Annotated in this window: 9 protein-coding genes; 7 read left to right on the top strand and 2 right to left on the bottom strand. The window is 65.1% G+C overall.

Features of this window, described 5'->3' with window-relative positions; translation table 11 throughout:
- Nucleotides 1-102: 102 nt before the first annotated feature.
- Nucleotides 103-3,894, bottom strand: coding sequence for a bifunctional nitrate reductase/sulfite reductase flavoprotein subunit alpha (locus QMX89_RS21925; protein WP_282349864.1), 3,792 nt, complete (start codon nucleotides 3,892-3,894; stop codon nucleotides 103-105).
- A gap of 363 nt (nucleotides 3,895-4,257) precedes the next feature.
- Between QMX89_RS21925 and QMX89_RS21920 the strand changes: the two genes are divergently transcribed.
- Both QMX89_RS21920 and QMX89_RS21915 read left to right on the top strand, forming a co-directional pair.
- On the top strand, nucleotides 4,258-6,057 hold the full coding sequence (locus tag QMX89_RS21920) for a di-heme-cytochrome C peroxidase (protein WP_282349863.1): 1,800 nt from the start codon (nucleotides 4,258-4,260) through the stop codon (nucleotides 6,055-6,057).
- A complete protein-coding gene (locus tag QMX89_RS21915; protein WP_282349861.1) occupies nucleotides 6,054-7,229 on the top strand; it encodes a catalase family protein in 1,176 nt (391 codons plus the stop codon). Before QMX89_RS21920 ends, QMX89_RS21915 begins: the two co-directional genes overlap by 4 nt.
- A gap of 20 nt (nucleotides 7,230-7,249) precedes the next feature.
- Here the strand turns inward: QMX89_RS21915 and QMX89_RS21910 are convergent, their stop codons facing one another.
- Nucleotides 7,250-7,735, bottom strand: a complete 486-nt coding sequence (locus tag QMX89_RS21910; protein ID WP_282349860.1) for a TlpA disulfide reductase family protein — start codon at nucleotides 7,733-7,735, stop codon at nucleotides 7,250-7,252.
- Between the two features lie 101 nt (nucleotides 7,736-7,836).
- Between QMX89_RS21910 and arsC the strand changes: the two genes are divergently transcribed.
- The 5 genes from arsC (at nucleotide 7,837) to QMX89_RS21885 (ending at nucleotide 11,598) form a co-directional block, all read left to right on the top strand.
- Nucleotides 7,837-8,190: an arsenate reductase (glutaredoxin) gene (arsC, locus tag QMX89_RS21905; RefSeq protein ID WP_049861061.1), complete on the top strand. Its 354-nt coding sequence runs from the start codon at nucleotides 7,837-7,839 to the stop codon at nucleotides 8,188-8,190.
- Nucleotides 8,187-8,792, top strand: a complete 606-nt coding sequence (wrbA, locus tag QMX89_RS21900; protein ID WP_090356953.1) for an NAD(P)H:quinone oxidoreductase — start codon at nucleotides 8,187-8,189, stop codon at nucleotides 8,790-8,792. The genes arsC and wrbA overlap by 4 nt, the downstream gene beginning before the upstream one ends.
- 39 nt (nucleotides 8,793-8,831) lie before the next feature.
- Nucleotides 8,832-9,572 carry a type I pantothenate kinase gene (locus tag QMX89_RS21895; protein ID WP_049861063.1) on the top strand — a complete coding sequence of 247 codons (741 nt, stop codon included), beginning with the start codon at nucleotides 8,832-8,834 and terminating at the stop codon, nucleotides 9,570-9,572.
- Between the two features lie 13 nt (nucleotides 9,573-9,585).
- On the top strand, nucleotides 9,586-10,257 hold the full coding sequence (locus QMX89_RS21890; RefSeq protein ID WP_282349859.1) for a DNA-3-methyladenine glycosylase I: 672 nt from the start codon (nucleotides 9,586-9,588) through the stop codon (nucleotides 10,255-10,257).
- Between the two features lie 276 nt (nucleotides 10,258-10,533).
- A complete protein-coding gene (locus QMX89_RS21885) occupies nucleotides 10,534-11,598 on the top strand; it encodes an ABC transporter substrate-binding protein (protein WP_049861065.1) in 1,065 nt (354 codons plus the stop codon).
- Nucleotides 11,599-11,677 lie beyond the last annotated feature (79 nt).

The raw sequence follows: 11,677 nt of genomic DNA, 5'->3' as shown, positions 1-11,677 counted from the left end.
GGCAGAGCCCGCTCCCACAAGAATTTCAGTGTGGGAGCGGGCTCTGCCCGCGAAGAGGCCCTCCCTGATACAAAGCCCCACCCCAGTGCACACTGCACCCTTTCAGTACACATCCCGCACATAACGCCGGTCACGGCTCAACTGCGCCAGATAGGCCTCGGCCTGCTGCGTACTCATGGCGCCGTGTTCGGCCACTACGTCGCGCAGCACTGCGTCGACATCCTTGGCCATGCGGCTGGCATCGCCGCAGACATAGAAATGCCCGCCCAGCTGCAACCATTGCCAGACCTGGGCGCCCTGCTGGCGCAGGCGGTCCTGGACGTAGATCTTTTCCGCCTGGTCGCGGGAGAATGCCGTATCCAGCCGGTGGAGATGCCCGCTGCGCAGCCAGGCGTGCAGTTCGTCGCGGTAGTAGAAGTCGCTGTGTTCGCGTTGCTCGCCGAACAACAGCCAGTTGCGCCCGTGATGACCCAGCGCCTGGCGCTCGTGAAGGAAGGCGCGAAACGGCGCGATGCCGGTGCCCGGACCGACCATGATCATTGGCGTATCGGCCTGGCTGGGCACGCGGAACTGACGGGTCTTTTGAACGAAGATCGGCACCAGCGCCGCCGCCGAGCGATCGGCCAGAAAGCCCGAGCAGACGCCACTGCGCACGCGCTCGTTGCACTGGTAACGCACGGTCGACAAGGTGATGTGCACCTGATGCGGGTCGGTGCGAGCGCTGGAGCTGATGGAATACAGCCGCGGCTGCAAGGGCTTGAGCAGGCCGAGCAGTTCCTGGGTGGTCAGCGTCACCGGAAAGGCTTCGAGCAGGTCGATCAGTTGCCGACCCCACAACCACTGCTGCAGTTGGACAGCGTTGGCCGGTTCGAGCAACGAGGCCAACAACGGATCAGCGCAGCGCTCGCCCAGAAATGCCAGCCACTGCGGCGTTATGCGCGTGATGTCCAGATGCTTGTGCAAAGCCACTGTCAGCGGCTGCTCGCCGTGCCCCTTGAGCAGGACCCGCTCGCTGCTGTCCAGGCCCAGGCAGGCCAGCAGTTCCTCGACCAGGCTCATGCAGTTGCTCGGCCATACGCCAAGGGCATCACCGGCTTCATAGACCAGGCCGCTGTCCTTCAAGTCGAACACCACATGGCGCACTTCCTTCTCGGTGCCAGCGGCGTTGAGCACCTGGTTGTGCAGGACCCGCGACAGCCAGGGCCGTTGACGGGTATACAACGCAGCTTCTGCCGCAACCGAACCGGCCACCGATTCAGCCACTGAACTGGACGCTGGTCCGGCAAGCAGCAGACTGGCGGCCTGTATCCAGCGCTCCGCGGGCGCCTGATCGTCAGGCTCGCACTCGACGCGTTCGAGCAGACGCTCGCCGCCCAATTGGGTCAGCCGCTCGTCCAGCTTGCGGGCGAAGCCGCAGAACTGCGCGTAACTGGAATCGCCCAGCGCCAGCACGGCATAGCGCAGGTCTGCACAGGGCTCGGTCTGCGTGGCCTGCAACTGGGCCCACAGGCGCGCGGCATTGTCCGGTGCATCGCCATCGCCGAAAGTGCTGGTGATCAGCAACAGGTCACGGGCGGCGAGCAGCTCGGCCGGGGTGATCTCGTGCAGGCCACGCAGAGCGACCGATGCACCACGCTCGCGCAGGGTCTGCGCGCAGCGTTCGGCGATGGCCTGCGCGGTGCCCGTCTGCGAAGCCCAGAGCACCTGGATGGCCGCCTGCCCGTCGCTTGCCGCGACAGCCTCAGGCACGTCGGCATCGAGGTTCTGCAGGGCGATTTTCGGCGAGCCGACGCGTTGCAGCGCCACGGCGGCGAACTTGAACGCCGGCTGGTGCGACAGCGGATCGGTGGCGTCGCTGGTCACGGCATTGATCGCCAGATTGCTGCCGTACACGTCGTTCCAGTGAAACGGCGCGAAGCAATTGCCCGGCCGTACCCGGTCGCTGAGACGGGCCGGCAATACCGCTTGGCCGCGCCGCGAGCGGACCTGCACCTGATCGGCCTCGCCGATGCCCAGACGCTCGGCGTCGTCGGGATGAAGCTCGATGAACGGCCCAGGGTCGAGCCGGTTCAAGGTGGCGACCTTGCCGGTCTTGGTCAGCGTGTGCCACTGATGCTGCAAGCGACCGGTGTTGAGCACCATGGCGAACTCGGCGTCGGGCTGATCGGCCCCTGGCAGGTGCGGACGGGCGAAGAACCGAGCACGACCGTTGGCGGTGGGAAAGCGCACGCCTGCCTCGGTCAGGTAGCGAATCGGGCTGCGCACACCCTCCTGTCCTGGCAGCGCGGGCCATTGGCGTGGCTGCTGGCGCAGTTGCGCGTAGCTGGCGCCGCGGATGTCGTAACCGCTCTGCGGGTTGTCGAAGCGTTGCAGCTCTTCATAGACCTGCTTGGCGCTGGTGTAGTCGAAGCCCTCGCCGAAGCCCATGGCGCAGGCCACCCTGGCGATGATTTGCCAGTCCGGCAGGGCTTGCCCCGGTGCGTCGACGGCCTTGCGCATCAGGGTGATGTTGCGCTCGGAGTTGATCATCACCCCTTCGGCCTCGGCCCACAGCGCGGCGGGCAGCAGCACGTCGGCATAGCGGTTGGTCTCGGTGTCGAGAAAGGCATCCTGGGTGATCACCAGCTCTGCGGCCTGCAGACCATCGATGACCTGCTGGCGATTGGCGACACTGGCCACCGGGTTGGTGCAGATGATCCAGCACGCCTTGATCGCGCCCTCGCCCATCTGCCGAAACAGGTCGACGGTGCCGGCGTTGCCTTCTTCACGCAAGCTGCCGGGGGCAATGCCCCAGAGTGTTTCGACGTGAGCCCGATCGGCCGCCACCAGCAACGAACGCTGGCCGGGCAGGCCTGGGCCCATGTAGCCCATTTCGCGCCCGCCCATCGCGTTGGGCTGGCCGGTCAGGGAGAACGGTCCGCTGCCCGGACGGCAGAGGGCGCCGGTGGCCAGGTGCAGGTTGCACAGCGCGTTGGTGTTCCACGTGCCATATATGCTCTGGTTCAGTCCCATGGTCCAGCAACTCATCCAGTTGGCCGCGCCACCGATCCACTGCGCGGCCTGACGGATCGCCTGTTCGTCGAGGCCGGTGATCTGGGCAACTCGGGCTGGCGTGTAATCGGCCAGAAAAGCCGGCATGTCCTCCCAGCCTTCGGTGTGCGCGGCGATGAACGCCGGGTCGGTGGCGCCGTTGGCGTGCAGCAGGTGCAGCAGGCCGTTGAGCAGCGCCAGGTCGGTGCCCGGCTCGATCTGCAGGAACAGATCGGCCTTGTCGGCGGTGGCGTTGCGCCGTGGGTCGACGACGATCAGTCTGGCGCCGGCCTTGAGGCGTTCGAGCAGGCGCAGGAACAGGATTGGATGACAGTCGGCCATGTTCGCGCCGATCACCAGAAACACCTCGGCCTGATCGAAATCATCGTACGAGCCGGGCGGGCCATCGGCGCCCAACGACAGTTTGTAGCCACTGCCGGCGCTGGCCATGCACAGCCGCGAGTTGGATTCGATATGCCGCGTGCGCACGTAGCCCTTGGCAAGCTTGTTGACCAGGTACTGAGCTTCCAGCGACATCTGCCCGGAGACGTAGAAGGCCAGGGCATCGGGGCCATGCTCATCGAAGACCTGCCGCAAGCGGCTGCCGGCTGCGGCGATGGCGGCGTCCATGTTCGACCGTACCGGCTCGTGATCACGGTTCTCGCGCAGGTAGGCGTGCTGCATGCGCCCCGGATCGCTGAGCGGCTGGGCGCAGGTGCTGCCCTTGGTGCACAGGCGTCCGGCGTTGGCCGGATGCAGCTTGTCGCCGCTGACCTTGACCACGCGGCCGCTCTCGACAGTCATGACGATACCGCAGCCGACGCCGCAGTAGGGGCACACGCTACGCACTGAAGTGGCGGTCATCGACCCTCCTCGCTGCTGGCGACAAAAACAAAAACGGCGCCAGCTGCCTGCGCTCATCAGAGCGGGCAGCACGGCACCGTTGTCGTGTGGAGGCAATCAGCATCGATTGCATTGTGTAGCGCACAGGCTTGCAATCCATGCGCCACAATCATCCGGACCGCAGTGAAGAAAGGAAGCAGCCGGTCGCAGGTGCGGCGTATCGGCCTTGACCTGCACCCTTTATGTGCGTCACGCACCACCGGCTGGCACCGATACGACCGGCGTCTGCGCGTTATGGAAAGATTGCCAGGACTAGACTAAAGGCCAGTTGCCATCACTGGGTTTTTCAGGCATAAAGCCGCGCTTATCACAAGGACCGTGCCCATGCGCTTGCTCATTCGAGGCGTGATGATCGTGCTGGTGGCCGCGCTGTTGGCCGTCGCCGTCATCGCCTACTACATCGCCTACCCCAACCTGCCGGCCTACAGCCCTGCCCGCGACCTGCACTACCTGCAGGACTGGAGCGACGCCGACCGCGACACCTACTACTTCACCCCCCAGGGGACCCAGGTCAAGGGCCTGCACTACGACTGGTTCGTCAACCTGGAACAGCCGTTTTCCACGCAACGCTTCGCAGCGCCGGAAAACCTCGGCCGTTTCGGCTTCCTGATCGAACCGGGCCACGCGCAGAATCCGCACGATTTGCCCATAGGCTTCACCCGGCACCCCGGCGAAAACGGCGACACGCAGTTTCTCGACATCAGCTGCGCCGCGTGCCACACCGGTGAGTTGCGCTTCAACGGCACGGCGCTGCGGGTAGACGGCGGCACCGCGCAGCACGTGCTGCCCGCCACGGTGCCGACCCTGCGCGGCGGCGACTTCGGCCAGGCCCTGGCGGCGAGCATGGCGGCCACCTACTACAATCCCTGGAAGTTCAAGCGCTTCGCCCTGGCGGTGCTCGGCGAGCAAGGCTACGAGGCCGGGCACGACGCCCTGCGTGCAGCGCTCAAGGCCTCGCTGAACAGCATCCTGCACACCGCCTGGAACGACACCCATCGCGGCCTGTACCCCGTCCAGGAAGGGCCCGGCCGCGCCGATGCGTTTGGCCGCATCGCCAACGCCACCTTCGGCGACGCCATCAGTGCCGACAACTATCGCGTCGCCAACGCGCCGGTCGACTATCCACACTTGTGGGACATCTGGACCTTCGACTGGGTGCAGTGGAACGGTTCGGCCCAGCAGCCGATGGCGCGCAACATCGGCGAGGCGTTGGGCGTGGGGGCGACCCTGGAGTTCTTCGACGCCCACGGCCAGCCCCTGATGGGCGACGAACGCTACCCCTCGAGCGTGCGGGTCATGGACCTGTACCGCATCGAACAAGCCGTGGAGCGTCTGCCCGCGCCGCAGTGGCCCGAAGCGGTGCTGGGCCAGGTCGATCTGACCCGTGCCGCCCAGGGCCGGCAGCTGTTCCAGGAAAACTGCGCGGCCTGCCATGTGCCCCCGGTGGACCACAGCGGACCGCGCCCCGTGGCCAAGCTGCAGATGCGCTCGGTCGACTACATGGGCACCGACCCTACCGCTGCCAACAACATCGCCGATCATCGCTTCGATGTCAGCGCGCTGAACTGGGACGTACAGGCCCTCAAGACCATGAACGTGCAGCTGGAAGATCCCAGCGAGCCGCTCGACCTCAAGCACATTTCCGTGGCCAAGGCACTGGCCTACGTCACTGCCTTCGTCGAGGCGCGGGCCTACCGCCAGGCCGGCATCGGCCCGCAGGAACAGGCACGGCTCAACGGCTTCGGCATGGACATCGGCGTGCGTGAACTGCGCGCGTACAAGGCCCGGCCCCTGGCCGGCGTCTGGGCCACCCCGCCGTTCCTGCACAACGGTTCGGTGCCCAGCCTCTATCAACTGCTGTCGCCTCAGGACGAGCGCTCGGTGACCTTCTACCGCGGCAACCTGGAATACGACCCGGCGCACCTGGGTTACCGCAGCGAAGCCTTCCCCGGCGGTTTCCTCTACGACACGCGCCTGACCGGCAACGCCAACAGCGGCCATGAATTCCGCGACGGCCCGCTGGGGGCCGGGGTGATCGGTCGCCTGCTGCAGCCCGAGGAGCGCTGGGCGCTGCTCGAATACCTCAAGGTCCTAGGTGGGCCACTGGAGAAACGACTGCCATGATCAACCGTCCCTCGATCGATTCGACGCCGCCCGGCCCCATCGGCCGCTTCTGGCTGCGCCTGGGTACCTGGCTGTTCAAGACGGTGCTGGGACTGATCGTCCTGGGCCTGCTGGGCTGGTTGCTGGCCACGCTGTGGTACGCGTGGAAGTTCTCCGGGCCGGTCTCGGCCCAAGAGCAGATTCCCGCCGGCGAAGCGGCGATGACCCAGGACATCATCCAGACCGCCATCCGCATCGTCGACCAGCACCGCGAACCCACCCGCTACCTGCGCGACGCCCACGCCAAGGCGCATGGCTGCGTGCAGGCGCAGGTCAGCGTGGCCACCGATCTGGATCCGGCACTGCGCCAGGGTGTGTTCAGCGAACCGGGCAAGACCTGGCAAGCCTGGATGCGGCTGTCCAACGGCAACGCCTATCCGCAGTTCGACAACATGAAGGACGCGCGCGGCATGGCCATCAAGCTGCTGGGCGTGCCCGGCGATCAGCTGCTGCCCAGCCAGCAGGGACGCGGTGAGCAGGATTTCGTCATGTTCAACCATGCCAACTTCTTCGTCAGCGACGTGGCCGAGTATCGCCAGAACGTAGCGGCCCAGGCCGACGGCAAGAAGGTGATGGCCTTTCTGCCAGGCTGGGATCCGCGCCAATGGCAGGTGCGGCACCTGTTCATCGCCCTGGCGACCTTGTCCGAAGCACCGCCCAGCCCGCTGCTGACCACCTACTTTTCCGTGTCGCCGTACAAGTTCGGCAACCTCAACGCCAAGTTCCGCGTCACCCCGGAAGCGGGAACGTGCCCGGCCTATACGCCACCGGCGCAGAACCGCGACGTGCCCAACTTCCTGCGCTCGGCGTTGTACCAGCAACTGTCCACCGATCGTCAGCCAGCCTGCTTCGCCCTGCAGATCCAGACGCAGGACGCCACGCGCTACATGCCCATCGAAGACACCAGCGTGCAGTGGAAGGAAAGCGACGCGCCCTTCCAGACCGTGGCCCACATCCAGGTGCCGGCTCAGGATTTCGACACACCCGAGCAGAACCTGATGTGCGACAACCTCAGTTTCAGCCCCTGGCACGGGATCAAGGCGCATCGCCCCATCGGCGGCATCAACCGCCTGCGCAAGGCGGTGTACGAGGCGGTCAGCGCCTATCGTCTGGAACGCAATGGCGTCAGGTGAGCACGGTCCTGGAGCGCAACTCAGTTGCCGTTGCCCTGCAAGGCCGCCAGACGCGCCTTGATGCCAGCGGCGGTCTGCTCGCCCATCAATTGCTCGCGCAGCTTGCCCTGGTCATCGATGATGTAGGTGACCGGCAACCCCTGGCTGCGCGGCAGGACGAAACGCGGCGCCGGGTCCTGGGCCAGTACCGGGAAATCGATCCCCAGCGTCTGGGCAGCGGCGCTCAATTCCTCACCCTGGAGGTTGTCGAAATTCACCCCGAGCACCCGCACGCCCTGCCCTTGCAGGCTCTGCGAAAGGGCATTGAGTTCGGGAATCTCGCGGCGGCAGGGTCCGCACCACACCGCCCAGTAGTTGACCACCAGCCAGTGCTTGTCCAGGGTCTTGGCGCTGACCGGGTTGCCATGCTGATCAGGGCCGTAGTCACCCCCGCAACCACCCAGCAGCGCGGCCGCCAACAGCAGGGCCGCCAACGGTGCGAAGCGGGCCTTGATACGCCATTTCATGGATCTACCCTTCCTCATTCCTGCAGCTATGCGAAAAAGGCGACCGATCATCGCCACGTGGTTAGAATACCCGCCACTGGATGCCGGAGGCGACTTTTCCCATGACCGATCTGACCCTTTACCATAACCCGCGCTGCTCCAAATCCCGCGCGGCGTTGGAGCTTCTGCAAGCCCGTGGGCTCGAGCCCGTCATCGTGCGCTATCTGGAAACGCCTCCCGATGCCGCCACCCTGCACACGCTGCTGGGCAAGCTGGGCATCAGTGCCAGAGCACTGTTGCGCACCGGTGAAGAAGAATACAAAACCCTGGACCTGGCCGACGCCACCCTGGGCGAGGAACACCTGGTGCAAGCCATGGCCGCGCATCCCAAGCTGATCGAGCGGCCCATTCTGGTCAACGGCGAACGCGCGGTGATCGGCCGGCCACCGGAAAACGTACTGGAGATCATTGCGTGAACACACCCTACATCCTGGTGCTCTATTACAGCCGCCATGGCGCCACCGCCGAGATGGCCCGCCAGATCGCCCGCGGCGTCGAAGCCAGTGGGCTGGAAGCGCGCCTGCGCTGCGTGCCGGCGGTTTCGACCGAGTGCGAAGCCGTGGCGCCGTCGATCCCCGAGCAGGGCGTGGTCTACGCCAGCCTCGACGACCTGAAGAACTGCGCCGGCCTGGCCCTGGGCAGCCCGACGCGCTTCGGCAACATGGCTGCGCCGCTCAAGTACTTCCTCGATGGCACCAGCAGCCTGTGGCTCAGCGGCGACCTGGTCGGCAAGCCGGCCGGGGTGTTCACGTCCACCGCCAGCCTGCACGGCGGTCAGGAAACCACCCTGTTGTCGATGCTCCTGCCCCTGCTGCACCACGGCATGCTCATCACCGGGTTGCCCTACAGCGAGTCGGCCTTGGTGGAAACCCAGGGCGGCGGCACCCCCTACGGTGCCAGCCACCATGCCGGTGCCGATGGCAAGCGCGTGCTCGACGAGCACGAGAAAACCCTGTGTCGGGCACTGGGCAAACGCCTGGGCCAGACCGCACAGCTGCTGAGCACTGCGCGTGGCTAAGTCCGATCGTAGAGTGCATCGCACGATGGCGGGCCACGCTTGAGCATCCACGCCTACACCAAGTACCCCGCCATGGCGTTCGGCGACGAGTCGCCGCTGGCCTGGATCAGCGAACACATCCGCGAGCACTATCAAGGCCATCGGCACACCTTCGTGGTGGCCATCGCCGGCAGCGTCGCCGTGGGCAAGAGCACCCTGTCCACGCTGCTCAAGGAACGGTTCGAGGGCTGGCCGGAAGCACCGCGGGTCGAGGTGGTCAGCACCGATGGATTCCTGTATCCCAACCGGATCCTGGAGGAGCGTCAGTTGATGCCGCGCAAGGGCTTCCCGGAGAGCTACCGCACCGACGACCTGAAGGCCTTCCTGCATGATCTCAGGCAGGGCGTTCGTGGTTTGCAGGTCCCGGTCTATTCCCAGGCGATCAAGGACATCGACGAGCACTTCCACCTGATCGACCAGCCGGACATCCTGATTCTGGAGGGGCTGAACATCCTCCAACTGGACCACGCCCACGACTTCTCCATCTACCTGGATGCCCCTACCGCCGACATTCGTCACTGGTACATGGAACGCTTCATGAGCCTGACCACTCTATCGGGCGACGCTGCACAGGCGCGCGCCGACTATTTGTGGGAAGAGGTCAACCTGAAGAACCTCACGGAAAACATCCTGGTGACCCGCGATCGGGCGCAGATGGTTCTGCACAAGGCACCGGACCACCGCATCGACGAGGTCTGGCTGCGCGAAGGCGACCTGCCCGTGCATTCATCCAGCAGTTGAGGACACCGGTTCCATGCAAGACTACAAGTGGCTGAACGAGTACTGCCTTAATCGCTTCGGCTCGCAGAAAGCGCTGGAGGCACGTCTGCCGACGGCCAAGTCGCCGACGCAACTGCGCAAGATAAGCGCCGACCGCTACCTCTCGACCATGGCCCTGCGGGTCTTTCGGGCGGGCCTCAAGCACAGCCTGGTCGACTCGAAGTGGCCTGCCTTCGAAGAGGTGTTCTTCGGCTTCGACCCGGAGAAGATCGTGCTCATGGGCGCCGAGCGCCTGGAACGGCTGATGCAGGACACCCGCATCATTCGCCATTTCGGCAAGCTCAAGAGCGTGCCGCGCAACGCCCAGATGATTCTCGACGTGGCCATGGAGCACGGCAGTTTCGGTGATTTCATCGCCGACTGGCCGGTGGAAGACATCACTGGCTTGTGGCAGTACATCTCCAAGCACGGCAATCAGATGGGTGGGCTGTCGGCACCGCGCTTCCTGCGCATGATCGGCAAGGACACCTTCATCCCCAGCTGGGACGTGGTGGCCGCGCTGAACGCCCAGGAGATCGTCGACAAGGTGCCCAGCTCCAAGCGCGATCAGGCGGCCGTGCAGGCCGCATTCAACCAGTGGCATGCCGAAAGCGGCCGGCCGATGTGTCAGCTGTCGGCGATGCTGGCCTTTACCGTGAACCACTGATCCCTCCGCGCCTCGCAGGGCCCGCTTGGCGGCCCTGCCCGGCTAGCGCTCCGTACATCCCTGCTTGCAACTGCCCTCGCGCCGTATCGATCGAAACGGCAAATCTCGTCTACGCTTGATTTCCAGGGGCCTGACAGCCCTGAGCATGCCTGCGGCCGACGCGCTCGACGTCAAAATGTCATGCGCGTCCCCTACGTTGGCTCGGGTATTGCTGATCCTGATCAATCCAATCGTCGACAGTCCCCTCGTTTCGATAGGCGCCCATAGGAGCACCGGATGAAAAAGCTTTTCCTGGCCACACTGTTAGGTTCGAGCATCGCGTTGTGCAACCTGGCTTCGGCCGCGGATACCGATCTGCAAACCCTGGAAGCCGCGGCCAAGACCGAAGGCACGGTCAACAGCGTCGGCATGCCCGATGCCTGGGCCAACTGGAAGGGTACCTGGGAAGACCTGGCCAACAAGTACGGCCTCAAGCACATGGACACCGACATGAGCTCGGCCCAGGAAGTGGCCAAGTTCGCCGCCGAGAAGGACAACGCCAGTGCCGATATCGGCGATGTCGGTGCAGCGTTCGGCCCCATTGCCACCAAACAGGGCGTGACCCAGCCGTACAAGCCTTCCACCTGGGCGCAGATCCCCGACTGGGCCAAGGACGCCGATGGCCACTGGATGCTGGCCTACACCGGCACCATCGCGTTCATCATCAACAAGCAACTGGTCAAAGCCGAAGACGCGCCCAAAAGCTGGGCGGATCTGAAGAACGGCAAGTACAAGGTGGCGATCGGCGACGTCAGTACTGCAGCCCAGGCGGCCAACGGGGTGCTCGCGGCGGCCATCGCGTTCAAGGGTGACGAAAGCAACCTGGCCCCTGGCCTGCAACTGTTCACCGAACTGGCGCAACAGAAGCGCCTGTCGCTGGCCAATCCGACCATCCAGACCCTGGAAAAAGGCGAGATCGAGGTGGGTGTGGTCTGGGACTTCAACGGCCTGAGCTACCGCGATCAGATCGATCCGAAACGCTTCGACGTGTTGATCCCCTCGGATGGCTCGGTGATTTCCGGCTACACCACCATCATCAACAAGTACGCCAAGCACCCGAACGCAGCCAAGCTGGCGCGTGAGTACATCCTCAGCGATGCCGGCCAGATCAACCTGGCGCGCGGCTATGCGCGGCCGATCCGGGCCGACCACATCAAGCTGCCGGAAGATGTCGCGGCCAAGCTGCTGCCGGCCGAGCAGTACCGCAACGTCACCCCGATCAAGAACCCGGACGTGTGGGAAGCCAGCGCCAAGGCCCTGCCCCAGCAGTGGCAGGAACAGGTCATCTTCGAGATGCAGTGATTGCCTGCGGTGCATCAGGTAGGGCCTCTTCGCGGGCAGAGACCCGCTCCCACAAAGACTCGGACTGCGCCTATGTGGG

It is taken from the genome of Pseudomonas sp. PS01301, assembly GCF_029960215.1.
Taxonomy (GTDB): Bacteria; Pseudomonadota; Gammaproteobacteria; order Pseudomonadales; family Pseudomonadaceae; genus Aquipseudomonas; species Aquipseudomonas coleopterorum.
Note: the sequence above shows the minus strand (reverse complement) of the source record. Positions and strands in the feature narration are given on the sequence as shown.